This is a genomic window from Corynebacterium sp. AOP40-9SA-29, from assembly GCF_052377405.1.
Lineage (GTDB): Bacteria > Actinomycetota > Actinomycetes > Mycobacteriales > Mycobacteriaceae > Corynebacterium.
In genome coordinates this window covers 63,821-78,232 of the sequence record NZ_JBQSWR010000006.1, presented here as the reverse complement: position 1 = coordinate 78,232, position 14,412 = coordinate 63,821, and the positions used below count along the sequence as shown (strand labels likewise).

General features: G+C 68.7%; 11 protein-coding genes. 3 read left to right on the top strand and 8 right to left on the bottom strand.

What is annotated here, in order from left to right:
- Positions 1–10: 10 nt before the first annotated feature.
- Together ACT3SZ_RS11460 and dapE are read right to left on the bottom strand one after the other, a co-directional pair.
- A complete protein-coding gene (locus ACT3SZ_RS11460; protein ID WP_444619032.1) occupies positions 11–838 on the bottom strand; it encodes an LOG family protein in 828 nt (275 codons plus the stop codon).
- Between the two features lie 47 nt (positions 839–885).
- Entirely contained in the window at positions 886–2,070 is a 1,185-nt protein-coding gene (gene dapE / locus ACT3SZ_RS11455; RefSeq protein WP_444618726.1) for a succinyl-diaminopimelate desuccinylase, read from the bottom strand.
- Between the two features lie 63 nt (positions 2,071–2,133).
- Between dapE and ACT3SZ_RS11450 the strand changes: the two genes are divergently transcribed.
- The 3 genes from ACT3SZ_RS11450 to ACT3SZ_RS11440 all read left to right on the top strand — a co-directional run bounded on the left by ACT3SZ_RS11450 (position 2,134) and on the right by ACT3SZ_RS11440 (position 7,388).
- On the top strand, positions 2,134–3,609 hold the full coding sequence (locus ACT3SZ_RS11450) for an amino acid permease (RefSeq protein WP_444618724.1): 1,476 nt from the start codon (positions 2,134–2,136) through the stop codon (positions 3,607–3,609).
- A 54-nt stretch (positions 3,610–3,663) separates the two neighbouring features.
- On the top strand, positions 3,664–4,608 hold the full coding sequence (gene dapD / locus ACT3SZ_RS11445; RefSeq protein WP_444618722.1) for a 2,3,4,5-tetrahydropyridine-2,6-dicarboxylate N-succinyltransferase: 945 nt from the start codon (positions 3,664–3,666) through the stop codon (positions 4,606–4,608).
- 146 nt (positions 4,609–4,754) lie between these two features.
- Positions 4,755–7,388 carry an ABC transporter permease gene (locus tag ACT3SZ_RS11440; RefSeq protein ID WP_444618720.1) on the top strand — a complete coding sequence of 878 codons (2,634 nt, stop codon included), beginning with the start codon at positions 4,755–4,757 and terminating at the stop codon, positions 7,386–7,388.
- A gap of 3 nt (positions 7,389–7,391) precedes the next feature.
- Here ACT3SZ_RS11440 and dapC read toward each other — a convergent pair whose 3' ends face one another.
- The 6 genes from dapC to typA form a co-directional block, all read right to left on the bottom strand.
- Positions 7,392–8,525, bottom strand: a complete 1,134-nt coding sequence (gene dapC / locus ACT3SZ_RS11435; protein ID WP_444618718.1) for a succinyldiaminopimelate transaminase — start codon at positions 8,523–8,525, stop codon at positions 7,392–7,394.
- A 43-nt stretch (positions 8,526–8,568) separates the two neighbouring features.
- Positions 8,569–8,892, bottom strand: coding sequence for a ferredoxin (fdxA, locus tag ACT3SZ_RS11430; RefSeq protein ID WP_301443811.1), 324 nt, complete (start codon positions 8,890–8,892; stop codon positions 8,569–8,571).
- A gap of 188 nt (positions 8,893–9,080) precedes the next feature.
- Entirely contained in the window at positions 9,081–9,536 is a 456-nt protein-coding gene (locus tag ACT3SZ_RS11425; RefSeq protein ID WP_444618716.1) for a hypothetical protein, read from the bottom strand.
- A 5-nt stretch (positions 9,537–9,541) separates the two neighbouring features.
- Positions 9,542–10,534, bottom strand: coding sequence for an N-acetyl-1-D-myo-inositol-2-amino-2-deoxy-alpha-D-glucopyranoside deacetylase (gene mshB / locus ACT3SZ_RS11420; RefSeq protein WP_444618714.1), 993 nt, complete (start codon positions 10,532–10,534; stop codon positions 9,542–9,544).
- Entirely contained in the window at positions 10,527–12,410 is a 1,884-nt protein-coding gene (locus ACT3SZ_RS11415; RefSeq protein ID WP_444618712.1) for an ABC transporter family substrate-binding protein, read from the bottom strand. The genes mshB and ACT3SZ_RS11415 overlap by 8 nt, the downstream gene beginning before the upstream one ends.
- Before the next feature lie 48 nt (positions 12,411–12,458).
- Positions 12,459–14,369: a translational GTPase TypA gene (gene typA / locus ACT3SZ_RS11410; protein WP_444618710.1), complete on the bottom strand. Its 1,911-nt coding sequence runs from the start codon at positions 14,367–14,369 to the stop codon at positions 12,459–12,461.
- Positions 14,370–14,412 lie beyond the last annotated feature (43 nt).

Here is a 14,412-nt window from a genome sequence, read left to right as displayed (position 1 = left end):
GAAGCCGAGGTTACCCGAGATCCCCGGTCGTCCCGGCCTGCTTCCCGAGGTTCTCCAGGTCCTCCAGCTCCTGGAGTTCCTGCAGCAAGCGGGCGCGCTTCTCCTCCAGTTCCTCGACCTGCCCCTGGTGCGCGGCAACGCAGTACGCCACCGCCTCCTCCGGCGAGTCGGTGACCAGGAACAGGTCCGGGTCCCCTTCCGAGATCATGCCCTCGTCCACCAGCCGTGTGGTGATCCAGTCGACCAGACCACTCCAGAAGTCGCAGCCCAGCAACACGATCGGGAACTGGCGGACCTTGCCGGTCTGCACCATCACCAGGGCCTCGAAGAGTTCGTCGAGAGTCCCGTAGCCGCCGGGCAGGCAGATGAACGCCTGGGCGTACTTCAGGAACATCATCTTGCGCACGAAGAAGTAGCGGAAGTTCAGGCCCAGGTTCACCCAGGAGTTCAGCCCCTGCTCGTGGGGCAGCTCGATGCCCAGACCCACCGACAGCCCGCCGCTCTCTGCAGCACCACGGTTCGGCGCCTCCATCAGTCCCGGCCCGCCACCGGTGATCACGGCATAGCCCGCCTCATTGAGGCGGCGGCCCAGTTCACACCCGATGGCGTAGTAAGGGTGGTCCTCGGCGACACGGGCGGAACCCCACACGGTGACAGACTTGGGAAGTTCGGCCAGTGCCCCGAAGCCTTCCACGAACTCCGACTGGATGCGCATCACTCGCCACGGGTCGGAGTGCAACCAGTCGGTGTTCGGCTGCTCATCGAGGAGACGCTGGTCCGTCGTGGACCGCGGGTAGGGGGTGTTCGGGTAGACCCCGTCGATGCCGCGTCGCACCACCGGTCCCTGGAACGTGAACGGCTGGGGATTCTCTCTGCTCACCGTGCTTACCGTGCCTTTCGTGTCAGGTAGTCGATCAACTGCTCACTCACCGTCTCGATCATCTCCACCGGGCAGTTCTCCTGCGGGGTGTGGCACAATCCCGGATCGCCGGGCCCGAAGTTCACCGCGGGGATCCCCAGGGCGGAGAACCGCGCGACATCGGTCCAGCCGTACTTGGCCCGGACGTTGCCACCCGTGGCGTCCACCAGGGCGAGCGCCGCCGGCTGGCTCAGCCCCGGCAGCGCGCCGGGCGCGAGGTCGTCGACCTCCACACTGAAGCCCTCGGCCGGGGCGTCCGGCGTCCCCACGCCGAGGACGTCGAGGGTGTGGGCGAGCGCCTGCTCGCCGGAGCGGTCCGGGGCGAAGCGGAAGTTGACGAACATCCACGCCTCATCGGGGATGGTGTTCGTGGCGACCCCGGACTCCAGGTGCACCACGTTGAGCCCCTCCCGGTAGGTGCAGCCGTCGATGGTGATGTCGCGCGGGGTGTAGTCGCTGATGCGACCAATGACCCCGCCGAGCCGGTGGGCGGCGTTATCGCCCAGCCACGCGCGCGCCGAGTGCGCGCGCGTGCCGTGGGCGGTCACCCGCAGCCGCAGCGTCCCCTGGCACCCTGCCTCGATAACCGCGCCGGACGGCTCGCCCAGCAGGGCGACGTCCCCGGCCAGCCAGTCGGGGTGCGCGGTGACGAGGTGGCCCAGCCCGTTGTAGCGGGTGGCGACTTCCTCACCCTCGTAAAGCACGAGGGTGAGGTCGTGGGCCAGGTCCGGGGAACTCGCCAGCGTCGCGAAGGCGTGCAGGTAGACCGCGTCGCCGGATTTCATGTCCACCGAGCCGAGCCCGTGGATGGCGTCGCGGCCTTCCCCGTCCGCCCGTCGCACCGAGGGGATGTTGTCTGCCACCGGGACGGTGTCGATGTGCCCGGCCAGGATGACGCGGGTGGGCAGGCCCCGGTTCGTGCGTGCCACCAGGGTGTTGCCATGGCGGTCCACGGTCACGTGGTCGTGCTGGTCGGCGAGTTCGCCCAGCACCCGCTCCAGGGCGTCGGCGATGTCCTTCTCCTCGTGGGAGACGCTGGGGATGTCGACGAGCAGTCCGGTCAGGTCCACCGGAGAGCCGGTGAGGCTCGCGACGGTGAGCGTGGTCAGGTCGGTCGGTTGATCGGTGACGGGGGGAGTCGAATTGTTCATCGTGCCCTCACTCTAACGACCTGTGCCGAAAACCGCCTGCCCAGTGTGCGAGAATTTAAACCCATGAGTACACAGCACGCCGGTTCCCCCGCCGGCCAACCCTCCGATCCGCAGGGGGCCGAACCGGCCGAGGCCGGTAACAGGGACCTCGGGCACAGCCTGAAGGTCCGGCACCTCACGATGATGGGCCTGGGCTCCGCCGTCGGCGCCGGCCTCTTCCTCGGCACGGGGGTGGGCATCAAGGCGGCCGGACCGGCCGTCCTGCTGTCCTATATCGTCGCCGGCATCATCGTGGTGTTCGTGATGCGCATGCTCGGCGAGCTCGCCGCGGCACGTCCGGCCTCCGGGACCTTCGCGACCTACGCGAAGATGGCCCTCGGCCCCTGGGCGGGGTTCTCGACCGGCTGGCTGTACTGGTTCATGCTCATCATGGTGATGGGCACCGAGATCACCGGTGCCGGGGCAATCATGGGCAACTGGTTCGGCGTGGACGGCTGGATCCCCGGCCTGATCTGCGTGGTGCTGTTCACCGTGATCAACCTGGCCTCGGTGCGTGGCTTCGGCGAGTTCGAGTACTGGTTCTCCTTCGTCAAGGTCGCCGTCATCGTCTTCTTCCTGGTCGTCGGCGCGCTGCTGATCTTCGGCCTGTTGCCCGGCCACGAGGCCGTGGGTGCCGATAACTTCACGCCCTTCGCCCCCTACGGCATCTCCGGCATCGCCGCCGGTCTGCTCGCTGTGGCCTTCGCTTTCGGCGGCATCGAGATCGTGACCATCGCCGCCGCGGAGTCGGAGAAGCCCAGCGAGGCGATCACCGCCGCGGTGCGTGCCGTGGTCTGGCGCATCTCCGTGTTCTACCTCGGTTCGATCCTGGTGATTGTCGCATTGCTCAATGTCTCCACCCTCGACGAGGCCGACAATGCCGCGGACTCCCCCTTCACCCGGGTTCTGGCCATGGCCGACATCCCCGGTGTCGTCGGGTTCATGGAGGCGATCATCGTGCTGGCGCTGCTCTCCGCCTTCAACGCGCAGATCTACGCGACCTCCCGGCTGACCTTCTCCTTCGCCCACCAGGGCAACGCCCCGAAGATGTTCCGGAAGGTCTCCTCGCAGAAGGTGCCGACCACCGCGGTGGTCTGTTCCCTCGTCTTCGCCTTCATCTCGGTCGGCCTGCAGGTCTGGGGCCCGGACAACCTGATCAACATCCTGTTCAACGCCGTGGGCGGTTGCCTGCTGGTGATCTGGTTCATCATCGTGCTCAGCGAGTTGCGACTGCGCCCGCAGCTGGAGGCCGAGGGCAGTCTGAAGGTGCGCATGTGGGCCTGGCCGGTGCTGCCGATCATCACGCTGGTGGCGTTGGTCGGCTTGGCGGTACTGATGCTCTTCGACGAGACCGCCCGCGACCAGGTGATCACCGTGGCCATCGCGTTCACCGCGGTCAGCCTGCTCGGACTGTATGTGACCCGCCATCACGCCCGCACGGAAGCAAACGAGGCGAACGAGGCGAACGAGGCGAACGAGGCCCACGGGGCCGACTCCTAGCAGCGTCCGGGCGGCGGCGGTCGCCCCACCCGGGGCCGGGTAGACTCACTGACCATGACTGCCGCTTACGGAACCGGAATCGCGACACTGACCGCAGACGACACCGTCCTGGACGTGTGGTACCCCGAGTTCGGCCTCGGGGCCGCACCGGGCACCCCCCTGGACCTGACCCACCTCGAGGGCGAGGACGCCGACCGTGGCGTCCGGCGCACCGTGGTCTCCACCGTCATCGATGACCTGGACGCCACCCCCGTCGACACCGCCGACGTCTACCTGCGCCTGCACCTGATCTCCGGGCGCGAGATCCGCCCGCACGGCTGCAACCTGGAGGGCATCTTCGGCAAGCTCGCTAACGTCGTGTGGACGAACTTCGGCCCGTGCGCCGTCGAGGGCTTCGAGGCCACCCGCGCCCGCCTGAGCCGCCACGGCCGGGTCACCGTGCTGTCCGTGGATAAGTTCCCCCGCATGGTCGACTACGTGGTCCCCACCGGTGTGCGCATCGGCGACGCCGACCGCGTCCGTCTCGGCGCGCACCTTGCCGAGGGCACCACCGTGATGCACGAGGGCTTCGTGAACTTCAACGCCGGCACCCTGGGCTCCTCGATGGTCGAGGGCCGTATCTCCGGCGGCGTCGTCGTGGGCGATGGCTCCGACGTGGGCGGCGGCGCCTCGATCATGGGCACCCTGTCCGGCGGCGGCAAGGCCGTGATCTCCGTGGGTGAGCGCTGCCTGCTCGGCGCGAACTCCGGGCTGGGCATCTCCCTCGGCGACGACTGCGTGGTCGAGGCCGGCCTGTACGTGACCTTCGGCACCAAGGCCGTGGTCTCCGGCGACGTCGCCTCCGCCCTCGGCGTCGAGGACGGCGCCACCGTGAAGGCCTCCGAACTCTCCGGTGTCTCCAATGTGCTCTTCCGCCGCAACTCCGTGTCCGGCGCGGTCGAGGCCGTGGCCCGTCGCAGCGGTTCGGTGGAGCTCAACGAGGACCTCCACAAGAACTAAACCGGGAGGGGCTACCTCTCCCCTCTCCGCTCGCCTCCCTCTCCCCTCTCTCCTCCAGGGCCGTCGGCGGCCCGGAAAGCTCTCCTCTCCATGGGACTCCCCGCAGCCTCACCTGCCCGCCTGCTCCCCACCCTCACCCGCCCCCGATGAGCGCGGCGGCCACCGTCCTGCGGCTGAGCACCCGCGGGCTCCGCGCCCATCTCGGTCGCCTGGTCCTGACGGTGCTGGCGGTGGTACTCTCCACCGCCTTCATCTCCGGCACCGCCGTGCTGTCCGGGGTACTCAATGACTCCGTCGACCGCCTCCTCTCCCCGGGCCACGGCCGCGCCGAGGTCGTGGTGCTGCCCGGCGACGGCCATCTCGTCCTGCCCGACGACATTCCAGCCCGACTGCAGGACGACCCGCTGGTCGACCGGCTCACCGTGCTCGACCGGCGCAGCGTGGTGCTCACCCGCGGCGGCGCGGACAACGGTACGACGCTCGACACCGGCGGCGTCCCGGTCCGCCCCGGCCCCTGGGACGACGCATCCACCGCCCTGGACCCGGACACCCGCATCGTCGAGGGCACCGAACCCGCCCCCGGTGAGGTCGCGATCGGTGCCGACGTCGCCGCCACCGCCGGGCTCGACGTCGGCGACGAACTCACCGTCAGCCACGCCGCCGGCGACCTGCAGGTCACCATCGCCGGGTTCTACCGCGGCGACGGTGACGGGGGTAGTGCAGACGGCACCGTCCGCATCGCCCTCAATGAGGACGACTACCGCAAGGAACTCGCCGCCGACGGACTTCCCGGGCTTGGCCTCACCATCGCGGGGGGCGGGTCCTCCGGAGACGTCGCCGAGAAGCTGGACGGGGAGCTCTCCGGCCAGGACGACTCCCCTGTCGTGCGCACCGCCGCGGACCTGGCCGCCCAGGAACGCTCGCCCGCCACGTCCGGCCTGGCGTTCCTGCGCTACACCTTGGCGGTCTTCGGCGCGCTGGCCCTGGTCGTCGGCATGTTCATCATCGCCAATACCTTCGCGATGACCGTCGGCCAACGCCTGCGCGACTTCGCCCTGCTGCGCGCCCTGGGCATGTCGCGGGTGCAGGTCGGCGTCTCCGTACTCGCCGAGGCCATTGTGCTCGGCGTGCTGGGCTCGATGCTCGGTGTGCTGGCTGGCCTCGGCGCGGTCGTGGCCGGGCTCTGGGCGACCGCGAAGGTGACCTCCGGACTGCCGCTGCCCGACCCGGCCGAGGTCGCGTCCTCACCGGGTGTGGCGACGGTCCTCGTGCCGTTGGTGCTCGGCACCCTCACCACCGTGGTCTCGGCGTGGGGTCCTGCCCGACGTGCCGCGGTCGCCTCACCCACTGTCGCCGACGCGCAGGACGCTGCGACACCGCTGGCCCGACGCACCGTCGTCGGCGTCGTCCTCGCCGTGCTCGGTGCCGCGGCGACGGTACTGGCCGTGCTGACCGGGAACTGGGACACCAGCGTGCACGGTTCCCTCTGCGCGGCGGGGCTTCTGGCCGTGCTGCTGGGCACCTACCTGCTCTCCCCGGGGGTCTCGACCGTGCTCGTCCCGGTGCTGGGACGCTGCCTCGTCGCGCTGCTCACCCTGGTCCCGGGGCGTCCTTTCCGCGTCCCCGGCAGACTCGCGGTCCGCAACGCAGGACGCACCCCGCGCCGCACCGCCGGCACCGCTTTCGCCCTCACCCTGGGACTGTGCCTGGTGACGGTGACCGGGATGACCGGGGCGTCCACCGCGGCGTCCATGCGTGAGGTCATCAACACCGAAGTCACCGCCGACCGGGTCGTCGCCGCCCCGGGCGGGGCCGTCGACGTCCCCGTCCCCGGGGAAGCGGTCAGCGCGGTCCGAGAGACCGACGGTGTGGGATCCACCTTCACCGTGGCCAAGGCGTTGGCGATGGTCGGCGACCCCACGCAGCGCGACAGCAGCGCTCTGCCCCTGGTCACCGTGAGCAATGGCGATCCCAGCACTGTCCTCGACGTCGGACGCACCCACGGCGACCTCGATCTCGGCCGCGAGGACGGTGTCACGATGTCGGCGTCCTACGCCGCGGACAACGGGTGGCACGTCGGCGACATGGTGCCCGTCGCCGCGCCCGGGCAGGGCCGCTCGGTGACGATGCCGCTGAAGGGCACCTACGAGGGCTCCCGGGTGCTCGGCGACGTCGTTATCGGTGCCAGTTCCTACTGGCGGCTGGCACCGGGCGCGCAGGGGCGCGGCGGCCACCGCGTGCTCGCCGTCTTCGTCGCCGGTGACGGCTCGGTCGGCCCCGACGAGCTGGACGCCCGGCTCACCGCCACCCTGTCCACCACCCCGGCAGCCGGCGTCCTGACCCCGGACGAATACGCCGGCGAACAATCCCGGCTCATCGATCGGGTCATCGTGGCCGTCTACGCCCTGCTCGCCCTGGCGGTCATCGTGGCCGTCCTCGGGGTGATCAACACCCTGGCCTTGTCCGTGGTGGAACGTCGCGGCGAAATCGGTGTGCTGCGCGCGGTGGGGGTCACTCGTGGGCAGGTCCGCCGCATGGTGGTGGTCGAGTCGCTGCAGACCACCCTCTATGGGGCGGTGCCCGGAGTACTTCTCGGGCTGGGTGCCGGGTGGGCGGTGCTCAGCGTGCTGTCGGACGTGGGACTCACGGCGATCAGTGTGCCCTGGGAGCTGATCGGCGCGGTCCTCGGCGGCTCCATGGTGCTGGGTGTCGTCGCCGCGGTGGCCCCGGCCGTGCGGGCGGCCCGGGTACCGCCGCTGGACGCCGTCGAGCCGCGGTAGGGGCTACTCCGCCTGCCCGGCCAGTCGGCGGGCGGCAGTGACGATCTGCTCATCGGTGGCGGTCAGCCCGATACGCACGTGCTCGGCACCGGAGGGACCGTAGAACTCGCCCGGGGCGACCAGGATGCCGAGCCCGGCGAGCCGGTCCACGGTCTCGCGGCAGGGGCGGCCTTCGGTGGCCCACAGGTACAGGCCCGCCTCGGAGTGGTCGATGCGCAGCCCGGCGACTTCGACCGCGGCAGAGAGCAGTTCCCGACGCTTGCGGTAGCGCTCTTTCTGCAGGATCTCCTGGCCGTCGTCCTCGAAAGCTGCCACGCTGGCGGCCTGGATCGGGCCGGGCATCATCAGCCCGGCGTTCTTGCGCACGCTGAGCAGCTCGGCGATCAGGTCACGGTCGCCGGCGAGGAACCCGGAGCGGTAGGACGCCAGGTTCGAGGTCTTCGACAACGAGTGCACCGCGATGAGGTTGGTGTGGTCACCGTCGCAGACCCGCGGGTCCAGCACGGAGACCGGCGCACCAGAATCATCGCTGTTCCAGCCGAGGCCGAGGTAGCACTCGTCGGACACCACGACCACGTCGCGCTCACGGGCGAACTCCACGACCTTGCGCAGGTGCTCGACGCCGAGCACCTTGCCGTGCGGATTGGCCGGGGAGTTGATGAAGATCATCGCCGGGGCCTGCGGGCCGAGCGCCACGAGCGAGTCGCTACGCAGTACCTCGGCACCGGCCAGCTTCGCGCCGACCTCGTAGGTCGGGTACGCCAGCTCCGGGATGACCACGGTCTGCCCGGGCGTCACGCCGAGCAGGAACGGCAGCCAAGCGATGGCCTCCTTGGTCCCCACCACGGGCAGGACGGCGTCCTCCCCGACGCCGGTAACGCCGAAGCGCCGGCCCAGGGCCGCGACAATTGCCGCGCGCAGCGCCGGGGTGCCGACGGTCTGCGGGTAACCCGGTGCCCCGGCACTCTCGGCCAGAGCCAGCTGGATCGACGGGGCGACCTCATCCACCGGAGTGCCCACCGACAGGTCGACCATGCCGTCGGGGTACGCCGCGGCCGTGGCCTTGGCGTCGGCCAGCGAGTCCCAGGGAAAATCCGGGAGTTCTGCGGAGAGCGTTCGGCGGGTGGTGCGCGGCATGCGGGATCCTCTGACTGTGGTGGTGGTTTCTAGTTGTCCTGTGCTAGTCCTGGTTTTGCGGCGGGAGGTTCGTGATGCCCTCCACGTCGAAGTCCTGCGGGCCGAGCTTGGCGGCTCCGCCCGGATCACCCAGGTCGTCGAAGAAGGCGACGTTGTAGTCGATGTAGTCTTCCCACTCGTCCGGCAGGTCGTCTTCGTAGAAGATCGCCTCGGTCGGGCACACCGGTTCGCAGGCGCCGCAGTCCACACATTCGTCGGGGTGGATGTACAGCGAACGCTTGCCCTCGTAGATGCAGTCGACGGGGCATTCTTCCACGCACGCCCGGTCCATCACATCCACACACGGCTGCGCGATCACGTAGGTCATCTCGTTGTCACCTTCTGGAGTTCGTCACTGTCAAGGAATATCGGGGTCTTGTCTTGTGGTCTAGCTCGGTGGGTCCCGGAGTCACCGGGGCCCGGTGGCCCGCACCCGTCAGGTATGCGCACCGCAGTTGTGGCTGTAGTACTGCCGTTATCTTGCCTCTGTCTTGCCGTTCGTCGACAGTGATCATCTCACTTCAACCGCAGTAATGCCCAACCACCCCCGGCTGCCCCCAGGCCGAGCAGCAAAACCGCCCATACGGTACCGCCAAGGGGCGTGTCGCCGCCGCTGCCCGGAAGCACCGGCCAGAACAGCAGGACGCTGTACGTCGCCAGCCACACCCACAAGGGTGTCGCAGCGACCCGACGATTGTCGGTCCACAGCATCGCCGTCCTGACCAGCACAAAATTGAACCAGGGTGCGACAACAACGGGCCAAGGGAACGGGACCGAGACTTCACCGATGGTGATCCTCGACCCCAGGTACAGCGCCGAGAGCAACGTGGCAATCACTGCGCCGATGCACAGCCAGACGATGCCGGCCACCCGCTCGGAACGTGAGGTGTCCCGACGGACTTGCGAGCGTTCCGGGTCTCCCCAGTGCGGCTCGGCGGTGCGAGACGTATTCGTCCCGTCCTGTGCACCCATCGGTCTCACCTCCCTTCGACGAATAGACAGTCTAGTCTGTTCACTGTCTCCTGGGAAACACCGCCCCGGACTGGGAACTCCCCGCCGAGCGTGTAACTTTCGGTGTCCAGCAGCGGCTGCGCTATGAGGTTCGACAGGCAGTAGGCGATCGTCCCGGCGCTGTCGGCGGTCCCGGTACGAGCGCGGTCGTTGACGTCGGTGACCGAGCCATCCGCAACCCAGATCTGCGTGGCGTGGGCGACCATCGCCCGACGCTTCGCCGTCAGATCCGCTTCACTCCCCTCGACTCGCGCGTCCACCACTCGCGCCGGCACCGTGGCCAGTTCGCCGGGGGCAGGACGGCGCCAGCCCTGCGGCGGCTCACCCTGAGTGTCGAGCTCGCGCAGACCTGCTTCGACCCGCTCACGTTCCTGGGCGGTCCAGTAGATCCTCGCCGGGACCCACCGGCCGTCGCCTGCTTCTTGTTCTGCCTGTGCTGCCTGTGCTGCGGCAGCATGGGTGATCTCGTGGGCACGGATGTGGTCGGGGTGGCCGTAGCCACCGTCCGGACCATAGGTAATCACCACATGGGGTCGCAGCTCGTCGAAGATGTCAGCGAGCTGGTCGACCGCCGTCTGTTCGGAGTTGACGAAGGCGCGCGGGTGCTCGGCAGCCGGTGTACCGACCATGCCGGAATCGCGCCAGCGTCCGGGCCCACCGAGGAACCGGGGGCGTCCCAGCCCGAGTTCGCCGAGGGCCCGTTGCAGCTCGGCGATGCGGTACCCGCCGAGAATGTCGTACTTGTCGGCTACGAGGTCGGCGTACTTGTCGCCGATGACCTCACCCTCCTCCCCCAGGGTGCAGGTCACCACGGTGACCTCCGCGCCGCGGCGGACCCAGTTGGCCAGTGCGAGGCCACCCCAGATGGACTCATCGTCAGGATGCGCATGGACCGCGAGGATCCGCAGTCCGGCCAGATCGCCGGGCTCAGTCGCTTGCTTAGTCGTCTGTTCAGTCATCGTCTGCCTCATTCGTCGTATCGTCCTCCCCGTCAGAGGCTGAGTCGGACTGGAAACCGGCCCGGAACCACTCCGGGATGCTCACGAAGGGCCCCGTTGACTCCCCGATCGGCCAGTCGGCGATTCTGCCTGCGGGGCCAGCGAGTTCCGCTGCGCGTCCAACGACCACCGAGTCCCCCATCAACGGCAGCGAGAGAGCCAGCTCGGAGAGGTGGTCGGCGATCTGAGCGTCTGTTCCCGCGTCCAGCAGGGTGTCGAGTTCCGGGTCGCAGATTCCGGAGACGTTCGAGGCGCGGGCGATCAGCTCGCTATCCCCCGGTGCCGGGCTGGTGGTCGCTGGTTCGGACGACTCGGACGTCTCCGACGGTGCCGAGGATTCTGATGACTCGGTACTTTCGGGTGTCTCGGACGTTTGCGGCAGGTCGGATTCGGTGGGCAGGGAGCGCGACGGTGACATCACCGGTCGGTCCGCCTCGTCGCAGGCGAAGGAACTGCGCAAGTCAGTGCGCGAGCGGTCCCGGTCCTGCCACGCCAAGACGACGTCCACCTCGCCGCGGGGAAGGAAGGCGGAGTACAGGTCTGACGAGGATGGGGTGACCACCGTCGAGGGAATCCCCGCGGCAGTCAGTTGGTCAGCGACGCGTCGCGCAGCCTCCACCGCTTCATCGTCCAGGGTGTCCGCAGCGATGCGCAGCGGGTCGGCAGTGCTCGCCCCGATAATCGCCGCAGCGTCCACGTCTCCGACGCCTCCGCTGTAGGCGCCGGTGACCCCGGACGGCGCCGTGGCGTCCGGCGACCCACTGACCAGGCGTGCAACCTGGTCAGCGTCGACGCTACCCAGCAACGCCCGACGCGCAGCCGAGGATTCCATCCGCCCGGCGGCCACGTTCGGCACCAGGTCGAGCCGGGTGTCCAGGTCCACGGTCCTGGCGCCCACCGTGGGCACGGTGCCCACGGACTCCGAGGTCACCGCGCCGCTGCGGGTCGTCAGCATCTGGTACTGGCCCGCGCGCAACATCTGCGTGGACGTGTTCAGGTCGGCGGACTCGGAGAAGACCACCCGGTCGGTGCGTGCCGGGGACTCGCCCCAGTAGCGGGTGTTGCGCTCCAGCACCAGGTTGCCGCGCGAGGGGTCGAACTGGCGCACCGTGTACACCCCGCCGGACGCCGCGGGCAACGACCCCAGCAACGTGGTGAAGTTGCGGCCTTCTGCTCCGTAGATGTGACTGGGGAGCAGGTGGGAGAACAGTTCGCGCCAGTCCTCCTGCGGTCGGGTGAAGGACACGGTCACCGTGCTGCCACCGGCGGAGACGGCAACGTCGTCGATGTCTGCGTAGCCGGCGATGTCGGTGGTCCCCGGCATGGTCACGACCTGTTGCCACAGGTAGTGGAAATCTGTGCCGCTGATGGGTGTGCCGTCGGACCACTGTGCCTCATTGGCCAGGGTGTAACGCACCTCGGTGGGGGCGTCCTCCTCGCCGTCGGTCACCTGGGCGGAGTCCAGCAGATCGGTATTGAGTACGGTGCGGTTACCGTCCTCGCCAACGGTGAAGGCGCTCGGCAGGGTGAGGTCGGCGACCGTCGAGGTCAGCATCGACCGTGATCCCACCAGGTGCGGATTCAGGTCCGCGGGGATGCGGTCCACACCCACCGTGATGGTGCGCAGCTCCTCGGGCACGGAGGACGTCCCGGTGTCCTCGTCTCCCTCACCGTCGGTGGAGTCGCCGGCATCCGTGTCGGTGTCGGGGTCGTTGGCGTCCTCGACCGTCGGCGCGTCACCAGGGTTCGCCTGGCAGGCAGACAGGACGAGACCACAGGCCGCGAGGGCAGCTACGACCGACGGAAGCCGCCGCCGGGGACGACTGATCTTGTTCACCTGGCGACGGCTCCTCTTATACGTGCTGCGACTCGGGTCGGGCTGGGCCTACTTGTTGCGGGCCTTCATGCGCGACAGCGCACGGCCACGCTCGTTGGCGCCGAGGATGACCTTGCGCACGCGGATGTTCTCCGGGGTGACCTCCACGCACTCGTCGCCACCACAGAACTCCATGGCCTCGTCGAGGGTGAGGTTGCGCGCCTTGGCCAGCGTCACGGTGGCGTCCGCGGTGGCGGAACGCATATTCGTGAGCTTCTTCTCCTTGGTGATGTTGATGTCCATGTCCTCGTCGCGGTTGTTCTGTCCGACGACCATGCCCTCGTAGGTCTGGGTGCCGGGCTCGACGAAGAACTCACCACGGTCGCCGAGCTGAGTCAGCGCGTAGGCGGTGATCTGACCGGTGCGGTCGGAGACCAGGGAGCCGTTGGGACGGTCCTTGATCTCGCCGGCCCAACCCTCGTAGCCAGCCGAGTAGTGGTTGGCGATACCGGTGCCGCGGGTCTCGGTCATGAAGATGGTGCGGAAACCGATCAGGCCGCGGGACGGGACGGTGAAGTTCATCCGGATCCAGCCGGTACCGGTGTTGTCCATGCCCTCCATGCGGCCCTTGCGGGCGGCCATGAGCTGGGTCACGGCACCGAGGTGCTCCTCGGGCACATCGATGATCATGTGCTCGTAGGGCTCCTGGAGCTTGCCGTCCACGGTCCGGGTAACGACCTGGGGCTTGCCCACGGTCAGCTCGAAGCCTTCGCGGCGCATGGTCTCGACCAGGACGGACAGGGCCATCTCGCCACGCCCCTGGACCTCCCAAGCGTCGGGACGCTCGGTGGGCAGCACGCGGATGGAGACGTTACCGATGAGCTCCTGGTCCAGGCGGGCCTTCACGACACGGGCGGTGAGCTTGTCGCCGCCGCCACGGCCGGCCATCGGGGAGGTGTTCACACCGATGGTCATCGAGATCGCGGGCTCGTCCACGGTGATGCGGGGCAGGGCGACCGGGTGCTCGGGGTCGGCGAGGGTATCGCCGATCATGATGTCCTCGATACCGGAGATCGCGGCGATGTCGCCGGCGATGACCTCCTCGGCGGGGACACGCGAGACACCGACGGTGCGCAGCAGCTCGGCGATCTTGGCGGTCTTGGTGTGCTCGACGCCATCGGCGTCGTAGTGGATCCAGCAGACCTGCTGCCCCTTGCGGATCGTGCCGGCGAAGACACGGATCAGGCCGATGCGGCCCAGGAAGGAGCTGGAGTCCAGGTTCGTGACGTGGGCCTGCAGCGGGGCCTCGATGTCGGCGGAGGGCTCCGGGAGAACGTCGTAGAGGACGTCGAAGAGGGCCTGCAGGTCCTCTGCCTCCGGCACGTTGCCGTTGCCGGGGTTCTCGGTGGAGGCCTTGCCGGCGCGGCCGGAGGCGTAGAGCACGGGCAGGTCGAGGAGGGTCTCGGCGGCGGCCGCGGCCTCGTCATCGTCCAGGGCGGAGGCGAGCTCGAGCAGCAGATCCTGCGCCTCGGTGACGACCTCGTCGATCCGGGCGTCCGGACGGTCGGTCTTGTTCACGCAGATCATGACCGGCATCTTGGCCTCGAGGGCCTTGCCGAGCACGAAGCGAGTCTGGGGCAGCGGGCCCTCGGAGGCGTCGATCAGCAGAACGACACCGTCGACCATGGACAGGGCACGCTCGACCTCGCCACCGAAGTCGGCGTGACCGGGGGTATCGATGACGTTGATGACCAGGTCACCGCCGTCCTTACCCAGGCCAGCACGGCGAATCGCCGTGTTCTTGGCCAGGATCGTGATGCCCTTCTCCTTCTCCAGGTCCCCCGAATCCATGACACGGTCCTCGACCTCGCCGTGGGCATCGAAGACCCCGGACTGACGCAGCATGGCGTCGACGAGGGTGGTCTTGCCGTGGTCAACGTGGGCGACGATGGCGACATTGCGGAATTCAGTCAGTGACACAGATCCTTCAGCTTCCTAATTGAGAATGAGTCGAGGTCGGGGG

Coding starts and splice junctions, on each gene's coding strand:
- ACT3SZ_RS11425 (WP_444618716.1), bottom strand. CDS start 9,536: ATGGGTGCACAGGACGGGACGAATACGTCTCGCACCGCCGAGCCGCAC.
- ACT3SZ_RS11440 (WP_444618720.1), top strand. CDS start 4,755: ATGAGCGCGGCGGCCACCGTCCTGCGGCTGAGCACCCGCGGGCTCCGC.
- dapD (WP_444618722.1), top strand. CDS start 3,664: ATGACTGCCGCTTACGGAACCGGAATCGCGACACTGACCGCAGACGAC.
- mshB (WP_444618714.1), bottom strand. CDS start 10,534: ATGACTGAACAGACGACTAAGCAAGCGACTGAGCCCGGCGATCTGGCC.
- dapE (WP_444618726.1), bottom strand. CDS start 2,070: ATGAACAATTCGACTCCCCCCGTCACCGATCAACCGACCGACCTGACC.
- fdxA (WP_301443811.1), bottom strand. CDS start 8,892: ATGACCTACGTGATCGCGCAGCCGTGTGTGGATGTGATGGACCGGGCG.
- dapC (WP_444618718.1), bottom strand. CDS start 8,525: ATGCCGCGCACCACCCGCCGAACGCTCTCCGCAGAACTCCCGGATTTT.
- ACT3SZ_RS11450 (WP_444618724.1), top strand. CDS start 2,134: ATGAGTACACAGCACGCCGGTTCCCCCGCCGGCCAACCCTCCGATCCG.